The sequence below is a fragment of the Ethanoligenens harbinense YUAN-3 genome, from assembly GCF_000178115.2.
Lineage (GTDB): Bacteria > Bacillota > Clostridia > Oscillospirales > Ethanoligenentaceae > Ethanoligenens > Ethanoligenens harbinense.
The window spans coordinates 1,956,326-1,981,276 of the sequence record NC_014828.1; the positions used below are offsets into that span (position 1 = coordinate 1,956,326).

The 24,951-nt window shown below is 56.1% G+C and carries 35 protein-coding genes; all 35 read left to right on the top strand.

Annotated features, from left to right (window positions below; translation table 11 throughout):
- Positions 1-207 precede the first annotated feature (207 nt).
- The 35 genes from ETHHA_RS09105 (at position 208) to ETHHA_RS15890 (ending at position 24,942) form a co-directional block, all read left to right on the top strand.
- Entirely contained in the window at positions 208-399 is a 192-nt protein-coding gene (locus tag ETHHA_RS09105; protein ID WP_013485687.1) for a hypothetical protein, read from the top strand.
- 292 nt (positions 400-691) lie between these two features.
- On the top strand, positions 692-1,192 hold the full coding sequence (locus ETHHA_RS09110; protein ID WP_013485688.1) for an RNA polymerase sigma factor: 501 nt from the start codon (positions 692-694) through the stop codon (positions 1,190-1,192).
- Positions 1,193-1,474: 282 nt separating this feature from the next.
- Positions 1,475-1,807, top strand: coding sequence for a hypothetical protein (locus tag ETHHA_RS09115; RefSeq protein ID WP_013485689.1), 333 nt, complete (start codon positions 1,475-1,477; stop codon positions 1,805-1,807).
- Positions 1,797-2,939 carry a DUF2800 domain-containing protein gene (locus ETHHA_RS09120; RefSeq protein WP_013485690.1) on the top strand — a complete coding sequence of 381 codons (1,143 nt, stop codon included), beginning with the start codon at positions 1,797-1,799 and terminating at the stop codon, positions 2,937-2,939. Before ETHHA_RS09115 ends, ETHHA_RS09120 begins: the two co-directional genes overlap by 11 nt.
- The gene (locus tag ETHHA_RS09125) at positions 2,932-3,510 is read left to right on the top strand and encodes a DUF2815 family protein (protein ID WP_013485691.1); all 579 of its coding nucleotides are present in this window, start codon (positions 2,932-2,934) and stop codon (positions 3,508-3,510) included. The genes ETHHA_RS09120 and ETHHA_RS09125 overlap by 8 nt, the downstream gene beginning before the upstream one ends.
- Positions 3,511-3,522: 12 nt before the next feature.
- On the top strand, positions 3,523-3,720 hold the full coding sequence (locus tag ETHHA_RS09130) for a hypothetical protein (protein WP_013485692.1): 198 nt from the start codon (positions 3,523-3,525) through the stop codon (positions 3,718-3,720).
- A gap of 78 nt (positions 3,721-3,798) precedes the next feature.
- Entirely contained in the window at positions 3,799-5,787 is a 1,989-nt protein-coding gene (locus ETHHA_RS09135; protein ID WP_013485693.1) for a DNA polymerase, read from the top strand.
- Between the two features lie 96 nt (positions 5,788-5,883).
- A complete protein-coding gene (locus tag ETHHA_RS09140; RefSeq protein ID WP_013485694.1) occupies positions 5,884-6,306 on the top strand; it encodes a DUF7768 domain-containing protein in 423 nt (140 codons plus the stop codon).
- Positions 6,306-8,558, top strand: coding sequence for a DUF3987 domain-containing protein (locus ETHHA_RS09145; protein WP_013485695.1), 2,253 nt, complete (start codon positions 6,306-6,308; stop codon positions 8,556-8,558). Before ETHHA_RS09140 ends, ETHHA_RS09145 begins: the two co-directional genes overlap by 1 nt.
- Positions 8,559-8,802: 244 nt before the next feature.
- Positions 8,803-9,360: a hypothetical protein gene (locus ETHHA_RS09150; RefSeq protein ID WP_013485696.1), complete on the top strand. Its 558-nt coding sequence runs from the start codon at positions 8,803-8,805 to the stop codon at positions 9,358-9,360.
- Entirely contained in the window at positions 9,357-9,644 is a 288-nt protein-coding gene (locus tag ETHHA_RS09155) for a VRR-NUC domain-containing protein (protein ID WP_013485697.1), read from the top strand. Before ETHHA_RS09150 ends, ETHHA_RS09155 begins: the two co-directional genes overlap by 4 nt.
- Positions 9,622-10,134 (top strand): HNH endonuclease, encoded by a 513-nt coding sequence (locus ETHHA_RS09160; RefSeq protein ID WP_013485698.1) that lies wholly within the window; start codon positions 9,622-9,624, stop codon positions 10,132-10,134. Before ETHHA_RS09155 ends, ETHHA_RS09160 begins: the two co-directional genes overlap by 23 nt.
- Positions 10,118-11,470, top strand: coding sequence for an SNF2-related protein (locus ETHHA_RS09165; RefSeq protein ID WP_013485699.1), 1,353 nt, complete (start codon positions 10,118-10,120; stop codon positions 11,468-11,470). Before ETHHA_RS09160 ends, ETHHA_RS09165 begins: the two co-directional genes overlap by 17 nt.
- Complete coding sequence (locus ETHHA_RS09170; protein WP_013485700.1) at positions 11,467-11,688, top strand: hypothetical protein; 222 nt, start codon at positions 11,467-11,469, stop codon at positions 11,686-11,688. Before ETHHA_RS09165 ends, ETHHA_RS09170 begins: the two co-directional genes overlap by 4 nt.
- Positions 11,685-12,098, top strand: coding sequence for a sigma factor-like helix-turn-helix DNA-binding protein (locus ETHHA_RS09175; RefSeq protein ID WP_013485701.1), 414 nt, complete (start codon positions 11,685-11,687; stop codon positions 12,096-12,098). Before ETHHA_RS09170 ends, ETHHA_RS09175 begins: the two co-directional genes overlap by 4 nt.
- 154 nt (positions 12,099-12,252) lie before the next feature.
- Positions 12,253-12,606: an HNH endonuclease gene (locus tag ETHHA_RS09180; RefSeq protein WP_013485702.1), complete on the top strand. Its 354-nt coding sequence runs from the start codon at positions 12,253-12,255 to the stop codon at positions 12,604-12,606.
- Positions 12,607-12,742: 136 nt separating this feature from the next.
- The gene (locus ETHHA_RS09185) at positions 12,743-13,294 is read left to right on the top strand and encodes a P27 family phage terminase small subunit (RefSeq protein WP_013485703.1); all 552 of its coding nucleotides are present in this window, start codon (positions 12,743-12,745) and stop codon (positions 13,292-13,294) included.
- Positions 13,295-14,557, top strand: coding sequence for a site-specific DNA-methyltransferase (locus ETHHA_RS09190; protein WP_013485704.1), 1,263 nt, complete (start codon positions 13,295-13,297; stop codon positions 14,555-14,557).
- On the top strand, positions 14,550-14,918 hold the full coding sequence (locus ETHHA_RS15885) for an HNH endonuclease (protein WP_198009331.1): 369 nt from the start codon (positions 14,550-14,552) through the stop codon (positions 14,916-14,918). The genes ETHHA_RS09190 and ETHHA_RS15885 overlap by 8 nt, the downstream gene beginning before the upstream one ends.
- A 406-nt stretch (positions 14,919-15,324) precedes the next feature.
- A complete protein-coding gene (locus ETHHA_RS09200) occupies positions 15,325-16,056 on the top strand; it encodes a hypothetical protein (RefSeq protein ID WP_013485705.1) in 732 nt (243 codons plus the stop codon).
- The gene (locus ETHHA_RS09205; RefSeq protein ID WP_013485706.1) at positions 16,053-16,277 is read left to right on the top strand and encodes a DUF4314 domain-containing protein; all 225 of its coding nucleotides are present in this window, start codon (positions 16,053-16,055) and stop codon (positions 16,275-16,277) included. The genes ETHHA_RS09200 and ETHHA_RS09205 overlap by 4 nt, the downstream gene beginning before the upstream one ends.
- A gap of 1 nt (position 16,278) precedes the next feature.
- Positions 16,279-16,464 (top strand): DUF5049 domain-containing protein, encoded by a 186-nt coding sequence (locus ETHHA_RS09210; protein ID WP_013485707.1) that lies wholly within the window; start codon positions 16,279-16,281, stop codon positions 16,462-16,464.
- Between the two features lie 120 nt (positions 16,465-16,584).
- Positions 16,585-17,061, top strand: coding sequence for a DUF7698 family protein (locus ETHHA_RS09215; RefSeq protein ID WP_013485708.1), 477 nt, complete (start codon positions 16,585-16,587; stop codon positions 17,059-17,061).
- Between the two features lie 2 nt (positions 17,062-17,063).
- A complete protein-coding gene (locus ETHHA_RS09220; protein WP_013485709.1) occupies positions 17,064-17,291 on the top strand; it encodes a DUF7678 domain-containing protein in 228 nt (75 codons plus the stop codon).
- Positions 17,292-17,452: 161 nt separating this feature from the next.
- Positions 17,453-19,018, top strand: a complete 1,566-nt coding sequence (locus ETHHA_RS09225; protein WP_175405630.1) for a terminase large subunit — start codon at positions 17,453-17,455, stop codon at positions 19,016-19,018.
- Positions 19,019-19,096: 78 nt separating this feature from the next.
- Positions 19,097-20,443, top strand: coding sequence for a phage portal protein (locus ETHHA_RS09230; protein WP_013485711.1), 1,347 nt, complete (start codon positions 19,097-19,099; stop codon positions 20,441-20,443).
- Entirely contained in the window at positions 20,440-21,186 is a 747-nt protein-coding gene (locus ETHHA_RS09235) for a head maturation protease, ClpP-related (RefSeq protein WP_013485712.1), read from the top strand. The genes ETHHA_RS09230 and ETHHA_RS09235 overlap by 4 nt, the downstream gene beginning before the upstream one ends.
- A 19-nt stretch (positions 21,187-21,205) precedes the next feature.
- Positions 21,206-22,411: a phage major capsid protein gene (locus ETHHA_RS09240; RefSeq protein WP_013485713.1), complete on the top strand. Its 1,206-nt coding sequence runs from the start codon at positions 21,206-21,208 to the stop codon at positions 22,409-22,411.
- 68 nt (positions 22,412-22,479) lie between these two features.
- Positions 22,480-22,758, top strand: coding sequence for a head-tail connector protein (locus tag ETHHA_RS09245; protein ID WP_013485714.1), 279 nt, complete (start codon positions 22,480-22,482; stop codon positions 22,756-22,758).
- The gene (locus ETHHA_RS09250; protein ID WP_013485715.1) at positions 22,758-23,090 is read left to right on the top strand and encodes a phage head closure protein; all 333 of its coding nucleotides are present in this window, start codon (positions 22,758-22,760) and stop codon (positions 23,088-23,090) included. The genes ETHHA_RS09245 and ETHHA_RS09250 overlap by 1 nt, the downstream gene beginning before the upstream one ends.
- On the top strand, positions 23,087-23,467 hold the full coding sequence (locus ETHHA_RS09255) for an HK97 gp10 family phage protein (protein ID WP_013485716.1): 381 nt from the start codon (positions 23,087-23,089) through the stop codon (positions 23,465-23,467). The genes ETHHA_RS09250 and ETHHA_RS09255 overlap by 4 nt, the downstream gene beginning before the upstream one ends.
- Positions 23,464-23,790 carry a hypothetical protein gene (locus tag ETHHA_RS09260; protein WP_013485717.1) on the top strand — a complete coding sequence of 109 codons (327 nt, stop codon included), beginning with the start codon at positions 23,464-23,466 and terminating at the stop codon, positions 23,788-23,790. Before ETHHA_RS09255 ends, ETHHA_RS09260 begins: the two co-directional genes overlap by 4 nt.
- A 5-nt stretch (positions 23,791-23,795) precedes the next feature.
- Entirely contained in the window at positions 23,796-24,392 is a 597-nt protein-coding gene (locus ETHHA_RS09265; RefSeq protein WP_013485718.1) for a major tail protein, read from the top strand.
- Positions 24,393-24,403: 11 nt separating this feature from the next.
- Positions 24,404-24,781 carry a hypothetical protein gene (locus ETHHA_RS09270; RefSeq protein ID WP_013485719.1) on the top strand — a complete coding sequence of 126 codons (378 nt, stop codon included), beginning with the start codon at positions 24,404-24,406 and terminating at the stop codon, positions 24,779-24,781.
- Positions 24,778-24,942, top strand: a complete 165-nt coding sequence (locus ETHHA_RS15890) for a hypothetical protein (RefSeq protein ID WP_013485720.1) — start codon at positions 24,778-24,780, stop codon at positions 24,940-24,942. The genes ETHHA_RS09270 and ETHHA_RS15890 overlap by 4 nt, the downstream gene beginning before the upstream one ends.
- Positions 24,943-24,951 lie beyond the last annotated feature (9 nt).

A 24,951-nucleotide genomic window follows, 5' to 3' on the forward strand; every position in this document is an offset into this window, starting at 1 on the left:
CTGATTTGCTGCGTGCCTCCCTTTTTCAGGACCTAACTGTCATTCGACAATAAGGTCAGTTGATCGAACGGGCCCTGAAGACAACAAAAGACAGACCTCTGAAATTAATTATACGAGTTCTTTATAAACAAATCAACAGTATCAGATTTCAGAAGCGTCAAACACACATAAATCGACAAATACAGGCAAACAAATGGAGGTGAGACAGTGACTCACGACGATAGAGAAACGTGGCGCATCAATATCGAGAACGATGCTGACCAGGTCTGCTCCATCTACGGAGAGGCAGCTGTCGATGGCGTGTTTCAGCGCTACGACGCGACCTGCTTCGACGATCTCTGCCCTTCCTATTACGAGGAAGTGTTCGGCGATCTGGAGCTGATGATTAACGACAACTGAGAATCTCCTATGAAACATATCGAAAAAGGGCTACAAAACAGCCCACAAAGCTCCATATGTTAGGAAGTTCGGATTTGCCCTGAACAAGGCGTTAAAAGGTTCACCGCCATAGCCGTTCACCCCGGTGCACAGAGGTGGCTCGAGCGGGCCTAGCGGTCACAAGTGAACAAGAAACCAGTCTACGAGCGTGGCTGGCCGAACGAAACGAGTTGAATTCCCGTTCCGTCTGGCCTGTCACGCCTTCTTTTTTGTGCGGCCTCCGGTTCGGGAGAAGCGAACGGAGGTATCGCACATGAAAAACAATGTCAACCAGAGTAAACGCATCTACGACAAGACCACCAAGCAGTGGTACGAGATCCCGGAGGACCAGTATCGCGAGTACGACCGCTGGCGCACGGCGCTGAGGAAACGCATGCAGTATCGCGGCGAGTGCTTCTGCCCGCGCAGCAAATGGTGGCTGTGCGACGGCAACTGCCTCGACTGCGAATTCCACAACAACACGACCGTCTCTCTTGACGATCCACTGCCGGACGGCGAAGGAACGCTCGCCGATTACGTTCCGGACGACGCTCCTCTTATTGAAGAGGTGCTTTCCGAGAAGGCGGAGCTGGACCAGCTCTTCGAGCGTCTGCAGGAGCTCATGCCGGAGGCCAAGCGTATCGGAGAGCTCCGCGAGGAAGGCCTCTCCGACGAGGCCATCGCCGACACCATCGGCATCAAGCGCACGACGTTCCTGTCCCGCCTGAAGAAGGCCGAGGGGAAGCTGTCTCAGGAGTTCCCCGACTGGTTCTAATCATGCGGCTCCGGCTGCCCATCGTGGTGGCCGGAGCTTTTTCTGAAATTCTTCTTTTCCCTTCGTCAAAACGGCCCGCCCGCCTCCAGTGGGAAGTGTAAGGAGCACGAAAACAGATGCTCCGGATTGGAGGAAACGTGATGAACAAGACACGCAACAGAAGTCCTGCGGACACCGAGGTTATCGCCGTTCTTATCGCGATAAGCCATGTATCCGCAAGACTGGCAAGGAACCTCTCGATCCTTGCCGCAGACAGACAACCATTGGAAGGAGGCAAAGAGAATGTCAAAAATGGCAGAAATGGATCAGACCATCAAGGAACTGCGCGATGCCGCCGCTGCTATTAACAGCGCGGCCGACTGGCTCTACCAGCAGTTCTCCGGCAACGACGAGGAACCCGCTCCGCAGCCTGAAGAGACGCAGGCCGAGCCTGAGCCGAAGAAGGAGCTGAAGCTGGAGGATGTGAGGAAGGTTCTCGCCGAACGGTCGCGCGCAGGCTATACGGCGCAGATCCGCGAGCTGCTCCACAAGTACGGTGCGAGCAAGCTGTCGGCTGTCGATCCGAAGGACTACGAGGCCCTGCTCTTTGATGTGGAGGGACTCAATGAATTCTGAAAGACAGCATGCGGTCCTCTCCGCATCAAGCTCCGACCGGTGGATTCACTGCCCGCCGTCGGTACGGCTTAGCGAGGGATTCGAGGACAAAGGAAGCGACTACGCACTGGAAGGCACCTGCGCTCACGCGCTCGCCGAATACAAGCTCCGCAAGGCGCTCGGCTACCCGGCACAGGACCCGACCGAGGACCTCGCCTTCTACAACGAGGAGATGGAGGAAGCAACAGACGGCTATGTCAGCTACGTACTGGAAAAGGTCGAGGCCGCAAAAGAGGCCTGCTCTGATCCGGTTGTTCTGGTCGAGCAGCGCGTGGACTACTCCCGCTGGGTGAGACAGGGCTTCGGCACATCCGATGCGCTGATCATCGCGGACGGCACGCTCCGGATCATCGATCTGAAGTACGGCACCGGCATCGCCGTGTCGGCGGAGGACAATCCGCAGCTCAAATGCTACTCGCTGGGTGCCTTGGAGCTGTTCGACGACATCTACGACATCGATTCGGTCGCCATGTCGATCTACCAGCCGAGACGGCAGAACGTCAGCGAATGGCAGATCAGCAAGAATGACCTGCTCGCATGGGCGGACGAGGTTCTGAAGCCTACGGCGGAGCTGGCCTGGGACGGCAAGGGGGAATTCTCCTGCGGCCCGTGGTGCCGGTTCTGCAAGGCGAAGACCATCTGCAGGAAACGGGCCGAGGAGAACCTGAAGCTCGCGCAGCATGAGTTCAGGCTGCCGCCGGAGCTCTCCGACGCGGAGATCGAGGTCATCCTTTCCCAGGTGGACGAGCTGGTCTCGTGGGCGTCCGACATCAAGGAGTACGCGCTCCAGCAGGCGCTTTCCGGCAAGGAGTGGCGCGGCTTCAAGCTCGTAGAGGGCAGGTCCGTCCGCAAGTACGCCAATGAAACCGCCGTCGCCAAGACGGTCGAAGACGCCGGATTCGACCCGTATGAGAAGAAGCTGCTCGGCATTACTGCCATGCAGAAGCTCCTCGGAAAGAACCGGTTCAATGAACTCCTGTCAGGCTTCATCGAGAAGCCGCAGGGCAAACCAACACTCGTCCCGGACTCCGACAAGCGTCCGGCGATGAATACAGCAAAAAACGACTTCAAGGAGGTCAAAAATCATGAGTAAGACAACTATGCACAATCCGATGAAGGTTATCACTGGCCCGAACACCCGCTGGTCCTACGCGAACGTCTGGGAGCCGAAGTCCATCAACGGCGGAACGCCGAAATACAGCGTAAGCCTCATCATCCCGAAGTCCGACACCGTGACGGTCGCCAAGGTCAAGGCCGCCATCGAGGCTGCCTATAAGGAGGGCGAAGCCAAGCTCAAGGGCAACAGCAAGTCCGTTCCCGCGCTGTCCGTGATCAAGACGCCGCTTCGTGACGGCGACGCGGAGCGTCCGGACGACGAGGCCTACCGCGGCTCCTACTTCGTGAATGCGAACGCAACGACCGCTCCGGGCATCGTGGACGCGGACCTGAATCCGATTCTTTCCCGCAGCGAGGTGTACTCCGGCGTGTACGGCAGAGCCAGCATCACGTTCTACGCGTTCAACTCCTCCGGGAACCGCGGCATCGCCTGCGGCCTGAACAACCTGCAGAAGATCCGTGATGGCGAGCCGCTCGGCAGCAAGGCCAGCGCAGAATCCGACTTCGCGGATTTCACAACCGACAACGACGACGATTTCCTGAACTAAGGAGGCAAGCCAATGGAAACCATCATGAACATGATTCTCTGCATCATCTACGACCTGCTCGGCCTCAGCGGCATCGCGCTCCTGATCATCATCTCGGTCACGAGCGCCCGCTCCTACCGGGAGGACAAGGAACTCAGGCTCCATCAGGAGGAGCGCGACAAGGAGTACCACGAGCGCCGCATGAAGGAACTCGAAGCGCATCGCAGCTAATCCACAGAACATAAAGCTGTTGGCGGGCGGCAGGGACCTATCTCCCTGCCGCCTTATTCGTGAATTGAGGTGAAAAATGTGAAGACAATCAGCATAGATATCGAGACGTTCAGCGACGTCGATCTTGGCAAATGCGGCGTTTATCGCTATTGCAGTTCGCCTGCCTTCGAGATTCTCCTGTTCGGCTACAGCGTGGACGGAGGCCCGGTTAAAGTCGTCGACCTTGCCTGCGGTGAAAAGATCCCGGAGGACATCCTCGACGCGCTGACCGATGACACGGTTCTCAAATGGGCATTTAACGCAAACTTCGAACGCGTCTGCCTGTCGCGCTACCTGCGGGACATGGGCCGGGGCCTTGACCCGTTCCATGACAATCATCCGCTGTCATTGGAGCATGCCCGGTTCCTGAATCCGGAGGGCTGGCGCTGCTCGATGGTCTGGGCGGCGACAATGGGACTCCCTCTCAGCTTGAAAGGCGTCGGCGCAGTCCTGCAGCTTGCCGACCAGAAGATGGATGAAGGCAAGGCCCTCATCAAATACTTCTCCGTCCCCTGCGCACCCACCAAGGCGAACGGCGGACGCACTCGGAACCTGCCATCGGATGATCCCGGCAAATGGGCGACATTCAAGAAGTACAACCAGCGCGACGTCGAGGTCGAGATGATGATCCAAAGGAAACTGCGGAGCTTCCCGGTGCCGGACTTCGTGTGGGACGAGTACCACATCGACCAGGAGATCAACGACCGAGGCGTGCGCATCGACATGGATCTCGTGGAGAAGGCCATCGACATGGACACCCGCTCCCGCAGCGAGCTGACAGAGAAGATGCAGGCGATTACGAATCTGGAGAATCCGAACAGCGTCCAGCAGATGAAGCAGTGGCTCTCCGACAACGGCATGGAGGTCGACAGCCTCGGCAAAAAAGCAGTGACAGCCCTGCTCAAAACCGCGCCACCTGAACTCACCGAAGTGCTGGAACTCCGGCAGCAGCTTGCGAAATCCAGCGTGAAGAAATACCAGACCATGCAGCGCGCCGTATGCTCCGATAGCCGTGCTCGCGGCATGTTCATGTTCTACGGCGCGAATCGCACAGGCCGCTGGGCCGGACGGCTCATCCAGCTTCAGAATCTGCCGCAGAACCATCTGCCTGACCTGGATGCTGCAAGGGCGCTTGTGAAGTCCGGCGACTACGAGGCCGTGAAGATGATCTACGAGGATGTCCCGGACACACTCAGCCAGCTTATCCGCACTGCCTTCATTCCGAAGGACGGCTGCCGGTTCTACGTGGCGGACTTCTCCGCCATCGAGGCACGCGTCATCGCATGGTACGCAGGCGAAAAATGGAAGTCCGACGCGTTCGCGAACGGCGAGGACATCTACTGCTCGACGGCAAGACGCATGTTCCACAAGCCGGTCGTCAAGCACGGCGTAAACGGCGAGCTTCGCGCCAAGGGCAAGATCGCTGAACTGGCGTGCGGCTACGGCGGCTCGACCGGCGCTTTGAAGGCGATGGGCGCACTCGAAATGGGCCTGTCGGAGGATGAGCTTCCGGACATCGTCTCCTCATGGCGTGACGCGAACCAGCAGATCGTGAAGTTCTGGTGGGACGTCGACAAGGCCGTCATGGCTGCCGTGAAAAACCACAAAACCACCCGGCTCGGCAGGCTCGCCTTCTTCTGGCAGGCGGGCATGCTGTTCATCACCCTGCCCTCCGGGCGGAACCTCGCCTATGTGAAGCCGAAGGTCGGCATGAACCGTTTCGGCGGCGAGTGCATCACCTATGAGGGCGTGGGCGGCACGAAGAAATGGGAACGCCTCGAATCGTACGGCCCGAAGTTCGTGGAGAACATCGTGCAGGCCACAAGCCGCGACATTCTGTGCAATTCGATGAAGATGCTCCGTCATTGCGACGTCTGCATGCATATCCACGACGAGCTGGTTATCGAAGCCGATCCGCGCGTATCGCTTGACACCTTGTGCGAGCAGATGGGACGCGTCCCTGCGTGGGCGGACGGTCTGGTGCTCCGCGCGGACGGTTACGTCTGCGATTTCTATAAGAAAGACTGAATCTGTTTCGTCAAAAGCGGTCCGTCTCCTCCAGTGGGAAGTAGAGGCGGGCCGCTTTGTTTTGTCCGCCTGAATTTTTGAAAGGAGGATACCGGTTTGGATTACAGAAACTTTGAGGGCTATCCGGACCCGACATGCTGCGAGGCCTTGAGCCGCATCGAAATGGCGGAACGCAAGGCGCTCCGCGCGTTCCGGCCCATCATCTACGTCTGCTCGCCATACGCAGGAGACATCAAACACAACGTGGAGGCCGCACGCCGCTACTGCCGGTTCGCAGTCGAACAGGGATACATTCCGATTGCGCCGCATCTGCTGTTTCCGCAGTTCCTTGACGACACCGATCCGACTGAGCGTGAGCTCGGATTGTTCTTCGGCAATGCGCTGATGAGCAAGTGTACGGAGGTCTGGGTGTTCGGAAGACACATTTCTCGCGGCATGGCTGCGGAGATCCGGCGAGCCAGATGGAAAGGCCATCGCCTCCGCTACTTCACGGAGGATCTGAAGGAGGTGTACGACTGATGTTCACCATCTATACGTCCGACGCCTACCAGCAGGAATCCAACTGCACCTACCCGCACCTAGTCCAGGTCACCGACGAGGCGAGCTTCAGGAAAGCCGTCTCGCACGACCACGTGTGCGCCAAGTACAGGAACAACTACCGCGGCAACGAGAACTTCATCTCCTCGGACTGCCTGCCGGTCGACTGCGACAACGACCACTCAGAGAACCCGGCGGACTGGAAGACGCCAAGGGATATCGAGGTGGCGCTGCCCGGCGTGTTCTTCGCCGTCCACTACAGCCGCCACAACAACCGGCCCAAGGACGGCAAATCCGCAAGGCCGCGCTTCCACATCTTCTTCCAGATCGACCCGATCTCAAACTACGAAGCGTATGCCGCATTGAAGCAGCTCCTACACGACATATTCCCCTACTTGGACGGGAATGCGCTCGACGCGGCACGCTTCCTCTACGGGACAAGGAACCCGGAGGTCGAGTTCCATCCCGGAGGCAAGACGCTCACGGACTTCCTGTTCGGCGACGAGTTCGACAGGGACATGCCGGGCGGCTACGAGAAGCAGGCCACGATTCCGGAGGGCAGCCGGAACAACACGATGTTCCACTGGGCAGTACGCTCCATGAAACGCTATGGCGATTCAGAGGAATCCAAGAACGCGTATTTCACGGAAGCGGAGAAATGCCAGCCGCCGCTCTCCACGGAGGAGCTGAACCACATCTGGAGAAGCGCACAGAAATACTATGCGAAGATCGCAAGCCAGCCCGGCTACGTGAACCCGCAGGAATACAACAATCCGAATCCCGGCTGGGACGAGCCGCTGCCGTTCTCACGGTACACGATGGCACCCTTCCCGGTCGACGCCCTGCCAGCTTCAATAGCCGACTACGTTCGCGCCGTCGCGGAAAGCACGCAGACCAGCGTCGACATGGCGGGCTCGATCGCAATATCCGTTCTCTCAACCTGTCTTCAGAAGAAGTACCGGATACAGGGCAAGTCCGACTGGATGGAACCCTTGAACACGTATGTGATCGTGATTGCGCCGCCTTCGGAGAGGAAGTCCTCGGTGCTGCATCTGATGCTGCAGCCTGTCAACGACTACGAGGTCGAATACAACAAGACCAATGCCGCGGCGGTCGAGGCCGGGCGCATGCAGAAGCGCGTACTGGAACGCAGGCAGAAGGCCCTCGAGGAGAAGGTCGCCAAGGGCAACGCCGATCCGGAGGAGCTTGAGCGCATCGCGCAGGAGGTCGCCGACTTCGAGGAAGTGAATCCGCTGCAATTGTATGTGGATGATATTACGACCGAGAAGCTCGTCTCCGTCATCGCCAGCAACCACGGCCACGCCTCGCTGATCTCCAGTGAGGGCGGCATCTTCGACACGCTCTCCGGCATCTACACGCGGAACGTGAACATCGACGTCATGCTCAAGGGCTACTCGGGAGACACGATCCGCGTCGACCGTATTGGCAGGGACAGCGAAAGCATCATGGACCCGGCGCTCACCATCCTCCTGATGGCGCAGCCGAACGTCGTATCCGCTGTCCTCAGCAACACGACCTTCCGCGGACGAGGCCTCACCGCAAGGTTCCTCTACAGCATGCCGGTCTCGAGTGTGGGAAGCCGCAGGTACCGGAGCGAGGCCGTGACCGACGGCATCTACCGTGCCTACGAGCGTCTGGTCGTAAACCTGCTGGACGACGAGTACCCGGCGAAGCCGCAGATTATAACGCTCTCGCCGGAAGCGGACTCTGAGCTTGAGTCGTTTGCGAACTGGCTGGAGCCCAAGCTTACGACCGATTATGCAGAGATGGCCGACTGGGCAGGAAAGCTCGTCGGCAACGTGCTGCGCATGTCCGGCCTCCTCTGCCGGGCTGGCACCTACCAGAGCCACGACTTCCTTGACACCCACGGCGCGTTGACGGTCTCCGGCAAGACGATGGCGGACGCTATCCGGCTGGGCCGCTACTTCCTGAACCACGCGCAGGCCGCGTACTCCGTGCTGCCGGAGGATGCGATGTACCGGAATGCGGGCATGATCCTGCAGCGCATCAAGGAGCGGAAGCTCACCGCTTTCGACAGGCGTGCCGCGATGCGCATGTGCCGCACCTTCAAGACGGTCGACTCCATCCAGCCAGTGCTGGACTTCCTTGAGGACTACGGGTACATCGCGCAGAAGCCTCAGAAGTATTCCGGCACAGGCAGACCGCCGCTTCCCAAGTACGCCGTCAATCCGTGGCTGAAGGAGCACAAGTGAGTTTTGTCATTTCGTCCTATGCCTGTCCTGACCTTCAGGACAGGTTCAGGGACACGAAAACATCAGCATCCATGCGGCTTTCAGGGTTTTGTCCCTTTTGTCCGAACCCCTATAAAAAGCAAAAAAGACTTATTTATTTATTATCAATTCTTCTACAAAACCATATGGAAATACGGATAGAGGGACAAAAGCGACAAAAGGGACAAAGCCTCAAAAACGTTGAAAGCACGGAGGTTTTAACACCATGAACAATTCAGGACAAGTCTTAGGCATTGACGGCCTAAAGGACAAAAGCTATCTCGCCCGCTGCCAGAAGACACTACGCAGCTGGGGAGCACCGTTCTCCGGATGGACATGCAAGGAGATCTACGACGTACGTGATGACGACTGGAACGCACCGCTCCACGCATGCGAGCTGTGCGGCTGCACCAAGGTCCGCTACGTTCACGTCATGACGCACCCGGACTACTTCGAGGATGTATCCGTCGGCTGCATCTGCGCCGGAATCATGGAAGGCGACATCCTCGCCGCCAAGGACCGCGAACGGCTGATGAGAAACCGCTCCAAGCGGAAACGCAGCTTCCCGAAACGCAAATGGACAAGGACGACAAACGGCTGGAGTCTCACCTACCACGGAGAGCAGATCCTCATCGGGCGCAGCCGCCACAACCCGGAGCGCCTCGGCGTCAAATACAACGGCCAGTGCGTCTGGACATACAAGGGAAAGCCGATCACCGACTTCCTCTCCGCAGCCTACGCCGCATTCAACCTGGCCGACCCGGTTCCGGAGGCGAAACCATGAGAAGTGAAAAGCAGATCGAGCAGAAACTCGCCAGCGAGGTGAAGCGCCGCGGCGGCATCGCGCCGAAGTTCGTCTCACCCGGCTTCGACGGGATGCCGGACCGGATCATCCTGCTGCCCGGCGCACGCATCGCCTTCGCAGAGCTCAAGGCACCCGGAAAGAAGCCAAGAAGACTGCAATATGCACGGCACCGACTCCTGCGGAAACTCGGATTCCGCGTCTATGTCATCGACAATCCAGAACAGATCGGAGGTGTGATAGATGAAATTGAAAATAGTCTGTGATTGGTGCGGACGTGAATTCTTCCGAGATTCAGCCCAGCTTAAAGGCAAGAAGCACCACTTCTGCAGCAGACAATGCCTCGCGGATTTCAGCAGCAAAGCGAAGAACCCAGACGGCTATGCCAGCCTCAAGGACTTCACTAACATAAGCCAGCACATAACAAAGCTAAACGAGGAACTCAACCCGGATCGTATGACGCCTGAGACCAAGGAGAAACTCAGAGAATCCCGCCTCGGAAAAGGCAGATGCGACGGTTATTCCAAAATCCATGGACTCGCCGCACATCGCGTCGTAGCTGAACAGATGCTTGGAAGGTCATTGATGCCCGGAGAAGTCGTACACCATCGTGACGGAAACCGATACAACAATTCTCCCGAGAATCTGGTCGTTTTTCCGTCGCAAAGTGCACACGCTCACCACCACAGCGAATTGAGATGGTTCATCAAGCAGATAAAAGAAATGGAGGCCGAAGAAAATGCAAAAACTAAGTGACCTTCATTCCTACCAGAAATACTGCGTCTCCTATATCGAGACTCACAACACAGCTGCCATCTTCCTTGATTGCGGTCTTGGGAAAACCATCATCACGCTGACTGCTGCCGTCGACCTTCTGTTTGACAGCTTCGAGGTCAGCCGGATTCTCGTAGTCGCGCCTCTTCGAGTGGCCCGCGACACCTGGCCCGCTGAAATCAGGAAATGGGAGCACCTCTCCGGTCTCACCTACGCCGTTGCAGTCGGAACCGCACGGGAACGCAAGGCGGCACTCATGCAACAGGCGGATATTACGATCATCAACCGGGAGAACCTTGGATGGCTGATCGACGACTCCGGCATTCCCTTCACCTACGACATGGTGGTATTGGACGAGCTCTCCTCCTTCAAGAACCACAAGTCAAAGCGGTTCCGCGCCCTGATGAAGGTCAGGCCCAAGGTGAAGCGGATCATCGGCCTCACCGGCACGCCATCAAGCAACGGATTGATGGATCTGTGGGCGGAGTTCAAGGTGCTGGACAAGGGAGAACGTCTCGGACGCTTCATCACCCAGTACCGGACGGCCTACTTCATGCCCGACAAGCGCAACGGCGAGATCATCTACTCCTACAAGCCGCTGCCGTATGCAGAGGACGCGATCTACCGGAAAATCTCGGATATCACGATTTCCATGAAGTCGACCGATCATCTGAAGATGCCGGAGCTCATCTCCACGCAGTACGAGGTGCAGCTGTCCGCCGAGGAGCGCAAACGGTACGAGGAGCTGAAGAACGATCTGGTGCTGGAACTTCACGGCGACGAGATCACCGCAGCGAACGCGGCAACGCTTACCGGGAAGCTCTCTCAGCTTGCAAACGGCGCGATCTACTCCGACGACGGGAAGATCATCGAATTCCATGACCGGAAGCTCGACGCCTTGGAGGACATCATCGAGGCCGCGAACGGGAAGCCGCTGCTTGTCGCCTACTGGTTCCGGCACGATCTGGAGAGAATCCGCAGACGGTTCGACGTCCGGGAGATCAAGTCGTCGCAGGACATCGATGACTGGAATGCGGGCAATATTCCTGTAGCAGTCATCCACCCGGCCTCCGCCGGTCACGGGCTCAACCTGCAGTCCGGCGGATCGACGCTTGTCTGGTTCGGCCTCACGTGGTCATTGGAGCTCTACCAGCAGACGAACGCAAGGCTCTGGCGGCAAGGCCAGAAAAGCCGGACCGTCGTCATCCAGCACATCGTCACTGCGAGCACCATTGACGGGCAGATCCTCAACGCCTTGAAACACAAGGACAAGACGCAGTCAGCGCTTATCGCTGCGGTGAAGGCGGTGATGCGATGAACGACCCCTACGAGAATCTCGCCAACGCCGTCATCCTGCAGGCTGTCCGCGACTACCGGACAGCACTGAAGGCCCTGCGCATGAACCCGCGGAACAAGGCCGCGCAAACGGAGAAGGAATCCGTCGAACGGTTCTTCCGGTCCCAGTGGTATCAGGCGCTGACGACGGTTGACGGCGAGATGCTGATAAAAAAGCTCAACGAGGAGGTGATGAGATGACTCCGAAGCAATATCTGAATCAGGCCAAGCACCTGGATGCGCTGATCCACTCGCGGCTCCGGGAGATCGACTACTGGAGGGAAATGTCCACCAGCGTCAGCGGCATGCGCTACGACGGCATGCCGAGGAACCCGAACACGCCAAGCGACGCGCACTTCGTCACCTGCCTCCACAAGATCGACGAGATACAGGCCGACGTGGAGAAGAAGGTGGCGCAGCTCATTACGCTGCGGGACGAGATCAACGCGCGTATCGACCTGCTGGCTGATCCCGAGGAGCAGCTGGTTCTCCGCTACCGGTACATCGACAACTGCACATGGGAGGAGATCGCCAGCATGCTGAACGTCAGCCTCCGCACCGTACACCGCATCCACGGATCGGCACTTCAGAACTTCACAATGCCGGATTAGAAAAGTTGGCACGGTTTGGCACACTTTGGCACAGAATGGCAGACGCCTTCTGTGTTATCCTTACAATAGCGAAAACCATAAGAAGAACCACGAAGCCTTGCGAGCACCGCGCCCGCAGGGCTTTTCTTATGCCCGAAGGGAGGCGGCAAACGCTATGCCAATGAAACCGAAACGGCCCTGCCGCTATCAGGGCTGCCCGAACCTGTGCGAGGACGGCGAACAGTACTGCCCGGAGCACAAGGCTCTGATGGAGAAGCACTACGAGAAGTTCACGCGCGGCTACTCGACCGGCAAACGATACGGACGCTCCTGGCAGCGCATCCGCACACGCTACGTCCACAAGCATCCTCTCTGCGAGATGTGCCTGAAGCAAGGACGTTACGTTGCGGTCGAGGAAGTCCACCACATTGTTCCCCTGTCGGAAGGCGGCACGAACGACGAGAGCAACCTCATGAGCCTGTGCAGGTCGTGTCACGAGAAGATACATAAAGAGCGCGGCGACCGGTAGGGGCGGTTGAAATCTCTACGAGGCGGCGCTGCGGAAAACGGCGCGGGGCTTTCTGTACGAAAAAAGCGAAATCAAACGGGTAATAACCCGGCTCCTTATCTATTACGCGCGTACATGCGAGAAAGGCGGTGACGAAATGCCTACAAAATCGAATAACACTGGCGGTCGCGGCGGCAGACGTCCCGGCGCTGGCCGGAAGAAAACCGCCGTCAAGGAGAAATACGAAAACGGGAATCCGGGCGGACGAAAGCTCGAAGTGCTCGACATCCCAGACACCGAGGGCGAGGACATGCCGGAACCGCACGAGTTCCTCTCGGCTCGGCAGCATGACGGCTCCACTCTGGAGGCCGCCGACATCTACCGCGAGACTTGGGAATGGCTCGACAAGCTCGGCGTCGCAAAAGCCGTATCACCGCAGCTGCTGGAACGGTATGCGATGTGCTCCGCGAGATGGATTCAGTGCGAGGAAATGACGACCAAGCTCGGATATTTGAGCAAGCATCCGACGACCGGAAAGCCGATCCCGTCGCCGTTCATCAATATCGGCATCAACTACATGAATCAGGCGAACCGCCTGTGGGACGAGATCTTCCAGATCGTGAAGGAGAACTGCTCCACCGAGTATGGCGGCGCGAATCCGCAGGACGACGTGATGGAGAGACTGCTTCGTGCCAGAAAGGGAATGTAAATGAACACACAAAGACTTGAACAGGTACCGATTGACAATCTGGTGCCATATGCCCGGAACGCCCGGACACATAGTAAAGAACAGATCGCGCAGCTCCGCTCCTCCCTCCGGGAGTTCGGATTCGTAAGCCCTGCGGTCATCGATCAGGATTACAACATCCTCGTCGGCCACGGACGGATTGCTGCTGCACGAGAGGAAGGGTACAAGACCGTCCCTTGCGTATTCGCCGAGGATCTGACCGACGCGCAGAAACGCGCCTACATACTCGCCGACAACCAGCTCGCGCTGAACGCCGGATGGGACGAGGAAATGCTGTCCGTCGAATTAGCTGACCTGCAAGAGAACGCGTTCGACCTCTCCCTGCTCGGTTTCGACGACAAGGAGCTGGAGAAGCTGCTCGGCAGCGATACAGAGGCTGAGGAGGACGATTTCGATGTTGATGCGGAACTGGAAAAGCCGTGCTTCTCAAAACCCGGCGACCTCTGGCATATCGGGAAGCATACGGTCGTCTGCGGAGACTCCACCGACCCGGAAACATTCGCGAAGCTGCTCGGCGACAAGAAGGTCAACCTCGTCTGCACCGACGCGCCGTACTTCGTCAACCTGGAGAATGCGTCCGGGAAGATTGCCAACGACGACCTCAAGGGAACGCAGGCTTATGACTTCCTGATGAAATGTTTCTCTAATTTCAAGAACGCTATGGCGGACGACGCTTCGATTTACGAGTTCTATGCGACCATGCAGGCGCGCGTGTTCTACGACGCCTTCGAGGACGCCGGATTCAAGGTCGGAGCCGGACTCATCTGGAAGAAGCCGCGCGCTCCGCTCATGCGCACCGACTGGAAGTTCAACATGGAGCCGATCATCTTCGGCTGGCGCAAGGACGGCAAGCACAAATGGTACGGCGACCAGAAGCAGAAAGCCGTATTCGAATTCGACGGCGTGAAGAACTCCAAAGAGGACGGCTTCGGACACCCTTCCAGCAAGCCCGTGCCGCTCATCGCCTACCTCATCGAACAGAGCACCGCGACAAACGGACTCGTGCTTGACGGGTTCCTCGGCTCCGCCTCAACGCTCATCGCCTGCGACCAGATCGGACGCATATGCTATGGCGTGGAGCTTGAACCCAAATATGTAGATGTAGCCGTCGTCCGTTACCTGCATTCACATAATGAAGATTCAAGCGATGTGAAGCTCGTCCGTGACGGGAAGGAATACACATACGAACAGGCGCTTGAAATGATGGAGGCTGTTGATGAGTAATGTGAAATACAACTTCTCGGATGATGGAACTACAGCTTATGGCGAATTGCCCAGCGGCGAAGTCTTTGTCCTCGACGCAGACATGCTTGCAGCAATCAATGGCATCAATTTCTATATAGGAAGCAAAGGACCACACTCTTCCGGTTTCTACGTAATTGACTGCAACGGACGCGCTCTCCACGATTACTTGTTCGAACATAGAGATGGATTTGAAATTGATCACATCAATCTTGATACGCTCGATAATCGCAGATGCAACATCCGATATTGCACCCACCAACAGAATCAGATGAATCAACCGCTCCAGAAAAACAACACATCTGGAGTAAGCGGAGTCAGCTATTATCCTTCGCGGCACTAGTTCCGTGCAAGGATCAAAGTCAATCAGCATGAGATTCATCTGGGCTATTACGACACCTTCGAAGATGCCGTCATGGCAAGGAATGTCGGAATGCTCTGTATGTTCGGGCAATATGGCCGTTATAACGATGTCGGGAGAACCCCAGAATGGATTAAAAACAATGTTGCAGATAGATGTGCGCGCTTTGAGGAGTTATCTCAGAGTAGCGCATTTTTTGATTTCTGGAGAGTCGACGAAGTCTGATTCCTTTGTGTACTAAGCACAGTTTCATGCCCTGATAATCGGCTTATTTTCTACCGGATAAATCTCGAAGATTCGCTTGCTATTACAGGCCTTCAGAGTGATGTATATACATGCCGAAAGGCACATGGCCTTCGGACAGACGCATACCAAGGAGGTTAACACAATGCGAATCAACTACAACGTAACCGGAGCAAAGAGAAAAGAACTGGTGAAGGTCATCTCCGACACCACCGGAGCCAGGGCGGAATACAAATTCATGCCGACCTGCAACTACGAGATCGGCTTCTTCACCGTCACCAAGGACGGCGCGCTCGAGTTCGACGACATGGCGGACAGCGAGGAGGTCGAGAAGGTTCTCGAAGCCATCGCAGCCGCAGGATTCGAGCCCGAGCCGCAGGAACCCACGGAACCGGAAGCCGCAGCCGAGTCGGAGGAAGACGCCGAGGAAGCGCCGGAAACCGAGGAGATGGGCCTGACAGTTGAGCTTCCGCTCGACAAGGTCGCGGTCGGAACGCTGACCAACATCCTCGAAGCCAAGGGAACGCTCATCAAGAAGGCGCTCGGCATAGACGACCTGCGGTTTGAAATCAAAGAGGGCCGCATCGCATTCCCATGGTTTCCGGAACTGCCGGAGCCGGACGAGGTCAAAGCCTACACCGAGTTCATTTCCCTGCTCTGCAAGCTCTCGAAGGAACTGAAGCGGGCAAGCTCCACGGAAACGCCGGTGACGAATGAGAAGTACGCATTCCGCTGCTTCCTGCTCCGCCTGGGATTCATCGGCAGCGAATACAAGAAGGAACGCAAGATTCTCCTGCAGAACCTCTCCGGCAACTCAAGCTGGAAAAACGGCGCTCCTGAAAAGAATACCAAGAACAGCGAGGAGGTGCAGGCATGAGGCTGATCAGACCAGAGGAGCTTGAACGGCTTCGCAAGACTTACCCGAACGGCACCCGCGTGGAGCTTATCAAAATGGATGATATCCAGGCTCCGCCCATCGGCACGAAAGGCACTGTTTACGGCATTGATGATACCGGAAGCCTGCTCGTCCACTGGGACAACGGCGGCGGACTGAACGTCATCTACGGCGAGGACATTGTGAGAAAGGCTGGTAACTGATATGGATGAGAAAGTCAGAGAACAAATTATGGCCATCCGGGATACCGGCAAGGTCAACATGCTCTCAGTCATCGAGGTTCAGCGGCTGGCGTTCGATTCCGGATATTACGAGCTGGTCCTCTACATTGAAGAACACCGCCGCGAATACTGGCACTTCATCATGACCGGCGAGACGGAAGAATCCTGATTTTTAAGACACAGAAAGTTATCAATTTATCTTGCAGAATTGACTTGCTATATGTGCCAAACAGAGTGATATATGTACACACCGAAAGGGAAAACCACAGAAAATCAGGAGGAAAGCACGATGACAGAGAACAGATTTTTCGAGGAAATGAGAGCCACAGCAATCGCCTACAACGAGGCGCAGGCCATCCGGAAGGAACAGCGCGACGCGATGATCGAGGCTGACGACTGGGACGGCGTGAAAGCCTTTGACGAGCGGGAAAAGAAAGAGTTCCCTTACCCTTTCACCTCCGGCGAGAACAAGGCGCTGGTACAGTACGACAGATCCTTAAGGAACGGCGCAGACGCATTCGAGGTCGAGGACCTTCCCTGGGATTACGAGCTTGCAGACTTTGTCGAAACGCTCCGCAAGGCTGACATCGACAGGATCACGGTAACCGACCAGAGCACCGGCCTGATGGACGGCATCTACGGACTTACCGCCCTCGGCTGCAAAATGAGCGGACTCAAGACCGTCACCAGAGCCAACGACCACCGCTTCGGCAGCAAGGAGCCGGAACGCAAAAACGGCATCGAGTTCATCATCGAGGAGGCTTAACCATGTGGGAAAAAGGATCACTGCTCATCGAAGGAACGGTCGTTAAATACTGGGTAAAGCACTACGAGGAGCCTTCCGAGGAATACGGAATCGAAGGCGGACGCATTTCCAAGATGGAGCTCAGAATTGGCGGCGAAGTCACGCTCAGCTACGAACGCGGCTGGGGCAAGGAACCCGAGGACGAAATAAGCCAGCTCGCTTACGCGATCCTCATGAAGAAATACAACTAAAGAAACACCACTGAATTTGAATATTCCGAAAGCAGAGCCTGAGAACGGCTCTTGCTCTCGTACTGATAGACAGATCGCTTCGGCGGTCTTTTATTTTGCCCTGAAAGGAGGTCTGGTCCGTGGCAGTAAGGAAACTGAAAAACTATAAGACGACGCGGTTCATGGAGCCCAGCTCCCACTACGACGAGAATCTCGCCGATTACGCCTGCCTCTTCATCGAGCAGCTCTGCCATACCAAAGGAACCTGGGCGGGTAAGCCGTTCGAGCTGATCGACTGGCAGGAGCAGATCGTCCGCGACCTGTTCGGCGTGATCAAGGAAAACGGCTACCGGCAGTTCAATACAGCCTATGTTGAGATACCCAAGAAGCAAGGCAAGTCAGAGCTTGCCGCCGCCATCGCGCTGCTCCTCACCTGCGGCGACAACGAGGAACGCGCCGAGGTGTACGGCTGCGCAGCCGACAGAAATCAGGCCAAGATCGTATTTGATGTCGCTGTCGATATGGTGCGGTTCTGCCCGGCACTCTCCAAGCGTGTGAAGATTCTGGAATCACAGAAGCGACTGGAGTACCTGCCGACGCACAGCTTTTATCAGGTGCTCTCCGCCGATGTCGCGAACAAGCACGGCTTCAATACCCACGGCGTTATCTTCGATGAGCTGCATACGCAGCCGAACCGGAAGCTGTTTGATGTTATGACGAAGGGCTCCGGCGACGCGAGGATGCAGCCGCTGTTCTTCCTGATAACCACCGCCGGGAATGACACCCATTCCATCTGCTACGAACAGCACGAAAAAGCCCTCGATATCATGAGCGGACGAAAGCATGATCCGACATTCTATCCGGTCATCTTCGGCGCGGATGAATCCGAAGACTGGACTGACCCGCAGGTCTGGAAGAAAGCGAATCCTTCTCTTGGCATCACGGTCGGCATCGACAAGGTGAAAGCCGCCTGCGAGTCGGCAAAGCAGAATCCCGGCGAGGAGAACTCCTTCCGGCAGCTGAGACTCAACCAATGGGTGAAGCAGTCCGTCCGCTGGATGCCGATGGACAAATGGGACGCCTGCGCGTTCCCTGTCAATGAGGATGAGCTGGAAGGCCGCGTCTGCTATGGCGGTCTGGATCTGTCCTCCACCACTGACATCACGGCTTTCGTGCTTGTCTTTCCTCCGCTTGATGAGGACGACAAGTACATGATCCTGCCGTACTTCTGGGTACCGGAAGAAACGCTCGACCTTCGTGTCCGGCGCGACCATGTTCCGTATGACCTGTGGAACCGTCAGGGAGTCCTCGAAACGACCGAGGGAAATGTCATCCACTACGGATATATCGAGAAGTTTATTGAGAACCTCGGCGAACGGTTCAATATCCGCGAGATTGCCTTCGACCGCTGGGGAGCGGTTCAGATGGTGCAGAACCTTGAAGGCATGGGTTTCACAGTCATTCCCATCGGACAGGGCTTTAAAGACATGAGCCCGCCGACAAAAGAGCTGATGAAGCTCGTACTTGAGAAGAAAATCGCCCACGGCGGGCATCCGGTCCTCCGGTGGATGATGGACAACATCTACATCCGCACCGATCCGGCAGGCAATATCAAAGCCGATAAGGAAAAATCCACAGAAAAGATCGACGGCGCAATTGCGACCATCATGGCGCTCGACCGGGCGATCCGCTGCGGGAATGACAATGCTGCTTCTGTCTATGACAGCCGCGGCATTCTTTTTATCTGAGGAAAAACAAATGATTCTGATTTCACTCTTGGGCTTCCTGATTATTAAGGAAGCCCTTAATCAAATGGAGGTGTGGCAATGAGCATATTTAACAGATGGTTCAGAGGGCGTGATGCTCCCAAGGACTCAACGACCGGCAGCAGCTATCGCTTCTTCTTCGGAGGCACGACCTCCGGCAAGACGGTGACGGAACGCTCCGCCATGCAGATGACTGCGGTCTACTCATGCGTCCGAATTCTTTCCGAGGCTATTGCGGGCCTGCCGCTGCATTTATACAGATATACAGACACCGGCAGCAAGGAAAAAGCCATCGACCATCCTCTCTATACGCTTCTGCATGATGAACCGAATCCGGAGATGACGTCGTTCGTCTTCCGGGAGACGCTCATGACGCACCTGCTCCTGTGGGGAAACGCCTACGCGCAGATCATCCGCAACGGCAAAGGCGAGGTCGTGGCACTCTATCCGCTGATGCCGAACCGCATGACGGTCGACCGTGATGAGAACGGTCAGCTCTACTACGAATATCAGACCTCGCAGGATGAGGCGCACACGATGAAAGGCTCTCTTGTTAGATTGTCGCCGCACGATGTGCTGCATATTCCGGGACTCGGCTTTGATGGCCTAGTCGGCTACTCGCCCATCGCGATGGCCAAGAACTCTATCGGCATGGCGATTGCCTGCGAGGAATACGGCGCTAAGTTCTTTGCCAACGGCGCGACTCCCGGAGGAATCCTTGAGCATCCCGGCGTGGTAAAAGATCCGGAGCGCATCAGGGAATCGTGGAACTCAGCCTTCGGAGGCTCTGCCAATTCCAACAAGGTGGCCGTTCTCGAGGAAGGTCTTAAATATACGCCGATCTCTATCAGCCCGGAACAGGCGCAGTTCCTCGAAACACGCAAGTTCCAGATAGATGAGATTGCGAGGATATTCCGTATCCCGCCGCACATGATCGGAGACCTTGAGAAGTCGAGCTTCTCGAACATCGAGCAGCAGTCTCTGGAATTTGTGAAGTACACGCTTGATCCGTGGGTATCGAGATGGGAACAGTCGATGAGACGCGCCCTGCTCCGCCCGGAGGAAAAAGCGGAATACTTCTTCAAGTTCAATGTGGACGGGCTGCTGCGAGGCGATTACCAGAGCCGCATGAACGGCTACGCCACCGCCCGTCAGAACGGGTGGATGTCAGCAAATGATATCCGCGAGCTTGAGAACCTCGACCGTATCCCGGAAGAATCCGGCGGCGACCTTTACCTTATCAACGGAAACATGACAAAACTTGAGGATGCCGGAATATTCGCGGCGTCCGCATCAACGCAGGAGGAGCAGCCTGATGAAGAACAGGAATCGACCGAGCAATCGGAAGAAGAATCACAGGAGCCGGAGCAATCCTCAAATCTCCGGGAAAGGAGGAAACCGCTATGACCAGAAAATTCTGGAGGTGGGCGCGAAACGAAGCGCCGGACAGTTTTGGCAGCGACCGAACGCTTTACCTCGACGGGGAAATATCCGATGAGACCTGGTACGGCGATGAAGTCACACCGCAGGTTTTCAAGGATGAGCTGAACTCCGGCAAAGGCAACATTACGCTTTGGATCAACTCGCCCGGCGGAGACGTATTCGCGGCTGCCCAGATCTACAACATGCTAATGGACTATCCCTATGACGTGACCGTCAAGATTGACGCTCTCGCGGCATCTGCTGCAAGCGTCATTGCGATGGCAGGCACGAAGGTGTGCATGAGCCCGGTTGCGATGCTGATGGTGCATAATCCCGCGACTATCGCTATCGGCGACAGCGAGGAAATGCAGAAAGCCATCGACATGCTCTCCGAGGTGAAGGAATCCATCATGAACGCCTACGAGATCAAGTCCGGCCTGTCCCGGAACAAAATCTCGAAGCTCATGGACGCCGAGACCTGGATGAACGCCAAGGAAGCCAAGAAGCTGGGATTTGCTGATGAGATTCTCTTTGCGGACGGTACAGAGCCTTCCGGGGACAATGACAGCACAGAGCATGATGACGGCGAGATCGAGATGCTTTTCTCCCGGAAAGCCGTCACGGACTCACTGCTTTCGAAGCTGATACCAAAACGAAAACCTGAAATAAAGACACAGACCATTAAGGTCGCAGATCTTGAGAAGCGGCTCTCGCTTCTCAGCCACTAATGAATGGAGGATAACAATTATGACCAAGATTATGGAACTTATGGAGCGCAGAGCTAAGGCGTGGGACGCGGCGAAGAACTTTCTCGATACCCATTCCGATAACGGCGGCAATGTATCCGCGGAGGACGCTGCCACCTATGACAAGATGGAAAAGGAAGTGACCGACCTCACTCATGACATCGAACGCCTGCAGAGGCAGGAGCAGATCGACAAGATGATGAGTCAGCCGACTTCTTCTCCGCTTACCACAAAGCCGGGAGCCAAGGATGAGCCTGACGACAAGCCGGGTATCGCGTCCAAGGCGTACAAGACCGCCTTCTGGGATTCTATCCGCAAGAGGAACTGGTACGACGTTCAGAACGTTCTGGAAGTCGGCACTGACGCCAACGGCGGCTATCTCGTGCCGGATGAATACGAGCACCAGCTGATTCAGGCTCTGACCGATGAGAACTTCTTCAGAAGTCTTGCGCATGTGATTCAGACCGATTCCGGCACTCACACCATCCCGATTGTCGCTTCTCACGGCACTGCTTCGTGGATGGAGGAAAACGGGCTGTATCCGGAGTCTGACGACACCTTCGATCAGATCACGCTTTCGGCGTATAAGCTCGGAACCGCGATCAAGGTATCCGAGGAACTGATGAACGATTCTGTTTTCGATCTCGAGTCCTACATCTCCACGGAGTTCGCAAGACGTATCGGCGCTGCCGAGGAGGAGGCTTTCCTTGTGGGCGACGGTCAGAAGAAGCCGGAAGGCGTCTTTACCAAGGTCGCTGCGACCGAGGGAGCGACTACGGAGATTGCCAATACCACGCTGACCTTCGACTCCATCATGGATGTATTCCACAGCCTGAGAAGCGTGTACAGGAACCGCGCTGTGTGGATTCTGAACGACAGCACCGTCAAGGCTCTCCGCAAGATCAAGGACGGAAACAACAATTACATCTGGCAGCCCTCTGTTGTGGCTGGCCAGCCGGATACGATTCTGAACCGTCCGTACAAGACGAGCATTTACGCTCCGGAGCTTGCGGCGGGCAACGTGCCGCTCCTGTTCGGAGACTTCTCCTACTACTGGATTGCCGACCGTCAGGGACGCAGCTTCAAGAGGCTCTCTGAGCTTTACGCTGCAAACGGTCAGATCGGGTTCCTCGCTTCCGAGCGTGTGGACGGCAAGCTGATCCTGCCGGAGGCTGTGCGCGGTCTTTCCGTCAAGGCTGCTGGCTGATTTACGCAGTAATCATCGAATGGCCGCTCTCACTATGAGGGCGGCTGTTCCTTTTATGGAGGTATCTCATGGAAGTAACGCTTGATGAAGCAAAAACATATCTGAGAGTCGCATCGATCGATGAGGATGAGCTGATCACAAGCATTATCGGCTCTGCCACAAAGCTCGTGCAGGATGTGTCAAGGATATCTGATGAGGATTGGGAAACCGCCGACTCTGCGGTTATCCGCATAGCGATCCTCTACACCATCGCCTATCTCTATGAACACCGTGAGGAAGCTGATCATAGCCAGCTGAACCTGACGCTTAGGGCGCTGCTCTTCGGCGTTCGTGAGGAGGGATTCTGATGAATATCGCGGCAATGAGAGTCCCAGTGACCTTTCAGAAGAATACGGTCGCCACGGACAAGTACGGCAACCACACGGCTTCATGGACGGACTACTTCAAATGCTGGGCGACCATCGGAACACAGAGCGGATCGGAGTCAAACGGCGAGGTGATAAACCCGGAGGAATCTCTCGATTTCACCTGCCGATGGTGCTCAGAGCTTGCGGCTGTGGAATCCACAAAGTACCGGATTCTCGCCGAGGGCAAGACCTACAACATCACCTATGTGAATCCGATGGGCTATAAACGCAACAGCATCAAATTCAACTGCAAGCTGGAGAAAAGCTCATGAGCAATACCGTATCAATAGACCAGATGGATTCAGCCATCATGGACGAGCTGACGAAATACGCCGGACTTGCGGCGGACGACCTCAAGGATGCCGTAAAGGATACAGCGAAATCTGTACGCAAGGACATCATGGACAACGCTCCCGTGGATACGGGCAAATACAAGAAGTCGTGGTCCGTAAAAAATGTGCATGAGGACGCGGAATCTATCGACCTTGTCGTGCATTCGAGGAACCGCTATCAGATAGCGCACCTTCTGGAGCATGGCCATGCCAAGCGAGGCGGAGGCAGAGTCGCCGCCCGTCCGCACATCGCCGCTGCTGAGGAACGCGGAAACGAAAAGCTCGTGCAGACATTGGAGGAGAAACTGAAAGGATGACTTACGACGAAATAGTAACCATGCTCGAAGAATCCGGCCTGCCGACAGCCTACGACCACTTTGCCGAGGGCGAGTCTCCCGATCCGCCCTTCACCTGCTTCCTCTTTCCGGGAAGCGACAATGTTTTCGCGGACAACGTGGTCTGGCAGAAAATCGATGAACTGAATATCGAGCTTTACACAGACAAGAAGGACCCTGACATCGAATCGAAAATCGAGGATATCCTGACCGCTCACGAGCTTCCCTATGAGAAGTCCGAGGTCTGGATTGAGGACGAAAAGATGTACGAGGTTCTTTATCAAACTGAGATTATTGGAGGTTAACGATTATGGCTAACACAAAGAACAAGGTCAAGTTCGGCCTGAAGAACTGCCACTACGCCATTGCGACGCTTGCCGAGGATGGCACCGTGACATTTGCGACACCTGTGGCTATGCCAGGAGCGGTCAGCCTGTCCCTCGATGCTGAGGGCGACAACGATCCGTTCTATGCGGATGATTCTGTTTACTACATGGTATCGAACAATAACGGATATTCCGGCGACTTCGAGCTCGCGCTGATTCCGGAGAGTTTCCTCACGGACGTCATGCATGAGACTGAGGACGCGAATGGCGTGATTGTCGAGAACAAGGATGTCGAGCCGGAGCATTTCGCTCTGCTTTTCGAGTTTTCCGGAGATCAGCGGAAGATCCGCCACTGCATGTATTACTGCTCTGCGACAAGACCTTCTGTTTCCGGTCAGACCAAGGAGGACTCCACAGAAGTCCAGACCGAAACGCTGTCGCTGACTGTTTCTCCGCTGCCTTCCGGACTCGTGAAGGTCAAGACCGGCACGAATACCACGGACGCTGTTTACAACGCCTGGTACGACAAGGTCTACGAGCCGAGCGCGAGCGCGACAACGAGCGGCTCTACTACTGAGTGAGGTGACGAGATATGGCAGTAACAAAAACTATCACGATTGACGGTCAGGAGGTCACATTCCGTGCCTCCGCCGCTATTCCGCGGCTTTACAGAAATAAGTTTCACCGGGATATCTACCGGGACTTAAACGAGCTGCAGAAAGGCATCGATGAGAGCAACGCCGAGAATTCAAATCTCGACACCTTCTCTCTGGAGCTTTTCGAGAACATCGCATGGCTCATGGCAAAGCATGCGGATTCATCTGTTCCCGATACGCCGGAGGAATGGCTCGACGCATTCAATACTTTCTCGATTTACGAGATACTCCCGCAGATTATCGAGCTGTGGGGACTGAATACCGAACAGCAGGTCAGTTCTAAAAAAAACATCGCCAGACAGAGCGGGAAATGACGACTCCGCTCTTTTTGCTGCGGTGTGTGCAGATCGGATTGAGTATCTCTGAACTTGACCTGCTCACCATCGGCACGGTCAACGATATGTATGCCGAAATGAGCAACGACGACTGGGATTACCCGGAAATCGCGACACAGGAAATGATGGACAGATTCTAACGAGAGGAG

Excerpts from the sequence above, each read along its gene's own strand:
- ETHHA_RS09125 (WP_013485691.1), top strand. The coding sequence starts at position 2,932 with ATGAGTAAGACAACTATGCACAATCCGATGAAGGTTATCACTGGCCCG.
- ETHHA_RS09115 (WP_013485689.1), top strand. The coding sequence starts at position 1,475 with ATGTCAAAAATGGCAGAAATGGATCAGACCATCAAGGAACTGCGCGAT.
- ETHHA_RS09215 (WP_013485708.1), top strand. The coding sequence starts at position 16,585 with ATGACAGAGAACAGATTTTTCGAGGAAATGAGAGCCACAGCAATCGCC.
- ETHHA_RS09210 (WP_013485707.1), top strand. The coding sequence starts at position 16,279 with ATGGATGAGAAAGTCAGAGAACAAATTATGGCCATCCGGGATACCGGC.
- ETHHA_RS09130 (WP_013485692.1), top strand. The coding sequence starts at position 3,523 with ATGGAAACCATCATGAACATGATTCTCTGCATCATCTACGACCTGCTC.
- ETHHA_RS09250 (WP_013485715.1), top strand. The coding sequence starts at position 22,758 with ATGAATATCGCGGCAATGAGAGTCCCAGTGACCTTTCAGAAGAATACG.
- ETHHA_RS09235 (WP_013485712.1), top strand. The coding sequence starts at position 20,440 with ATGACCAGAAAATTCTGGAGGTGGGCGCGAAACGAAGCGCCGGACAGT.
- ETHHA_RS09175 (WP_013485701.1), top strand. The coding sequence starts at position 11,685 with ATGACTCCGAAGCAATATCTGAATCAGGCCAAGCACCTGGATGCGCTG.
- ETHHA_RS09255 (WP_013485716.1), top strand. The coding sequence starts at position 23,087 with ATGAGCAATACCGTATCAATAGACCAGATGGATTCAGCCATCATGGAC.
- ETHHA_RS09170 (WP_013485700.1), top strand. The coding sequence starts at position 11,467 with ATGAACGACCCCTACGAGAATCTCGCCAACGCCGTCATCCTGCAGGCT.
- ETHHA_RS09150 (WP_013485696.1), top strand. The coding sequence starts at position 8,803 with ATGAACAATTCAGGACAAGTCTTAGGCATTGACGGCCTAAAGGACAAA.
- ETHHA_RS09220 (WP_013485709.1), top strand. The coding sequence starts at position 17,064 with ATGTGGGAAAAAGGATCACTGCTCATCGAAGGAACGGTCGTTAAATAC.
- ETHHA_RS09270 (WP_013485719.1), top strand. The coding sequence starts at position 24,404 with ATGGCAGTAACAAAAACTATCACGATTGACGGTCAGGAGGTCACATTC.
- ETHHA_RS09260 (WP_013485717.1), top strand. The coding sequence starts at position 23,464 with ATGACTTACGACGAAATAGTAACCATGCTCGAAGAATCCGGCCTGCCG.
- ETHHA_RS09185 (WP_013485703.1), top strand. The coding sequence starts at position 12,743 with ATGCCTACAAAATCGAATAACACTGGCGGTCGCGGCGGCAGACGTCCC.
- ETHHA_RS15890 (WP_013485720.1), top strand. The coding sequence starts at position 24,778 with ATGACGACTCCGCTCTTTTTGCTGCGGTGTGTGCAGATCGGATTGAGT.
- ETHHA_RS15885 (WP_198009331.1), top strand. The coding sequence starts at position 14,550 with ATGAGTAATGTGAAATACAACTTCTCGGATGATGGAACTACAGCTTAT.
- ETHHA_RS09225 (WP_175405630.1), top strand. The coding sequence starts at position 17,453 with ATGGAGCCCAGCTCCCACTACGACGAGAATCTCGCCGATTACGCCTGC.
- ETHHA_RS09155 (WP_013485697.1), top strand. The coding sequence starts at position 9,357 with ATGAGAAGTGAAAAGCAGATCGAGCAGAAACTCGCCAGCGAGGTGAAG.
- ETHHA_RS09160 (WP_013485698.1), top strand. The coding sequence starts at position 9,622 with ATGAAATTGAAAATAGTCTGTGATTGGTGCGGACGTGAATTCTTCCGA.
- ETHHA_RS09190 (WP_013485704.1), top strand. The coding sequence starts at position 13,295 with ATGAACACACAAAGACTTGAACAGGTACCGATTGACAATCTGGTGCCA.
- ETHHA_RS09205 (WP_013485706.1), top strand. The coding sequence starts at position 16,053 with ATGAGGCTGATCAGACCAGAGGAGCTTGAACGGCTTCGCAAGACTTAC.
- ETHHA_RS09230 (WP_013485711.1), top strand. The coding sequence starts at position 19,097 with ATGAGCATATTTAACAGATGGTTCAGAGGGCGTGATGCTCCCAAGGAC.
- ETHHA_RS09180 (WP_013485702.1), top strand. The coding sequence starts at position 12,253 with ATGCCAATGAAACCGAAACGGCCCTGCCGCTATCAGGGCTGCCCGAAC.
- ETHHA_RS09240 (WP_013485713.1), top strand. The coding sequence starts at position 21,206 with ATGACCAAGATTATGGAACTTATGGAGCGCAGAGCTAAGGCGTGGGAC.
- ETHHA_RS09120 (WP_013485690.1), top strand. The coding sequence starts at position 1,797 with ATGAATTCTGAAAGACAGCATGCGGTCCTCTCCGCATCAAGCTCCGAC.
- ETHHA_RS09245 (WP_013485714.1), top strand. The coding sequence starts at position 22,480 with ATGGAAGTAACGCTTGATGAAGCAAAAACATATCTGAGAGTCGCATCG.
- ETHHA_RS09200 (WP_013485705.1), top strand. The coding sequence starts at position 15,325 with ATGCGAATCAACTACAACGTAACCGGAGCAAAGAGAAAAGAACTGGTG.
- ETHHA_RS09145 (WP_013485695.1), top strand. The coding sequence starts at position 6,306 with ATGTTCACCATCTATACGTCCGACGCCTACCAGCAGGAATCCAACTGC.
- ETHHA_RS09265 (WP_013485718.1), top strand. The coding sequence starts at position 23,796 with ATGGCTAACACAAAGAACAAGGTCAAGTTCGGCCTGAAGAACTGCCAC.
- ETHHA_RS09110 (WP_013485688.1), top strand. The coding sequence starts at position 692 with ATGAAAAACAATGTCAACCAGAGTAAACGCATCTACGACAAGACCACC.
- ETHHA_RS09165 (WP_013485699.1), top strand. The coding sequence starts at position 10,118 with ATGCAAAAACTAAGTGACCTTCATTCCTACCAGAAATACTGCGTCTCC.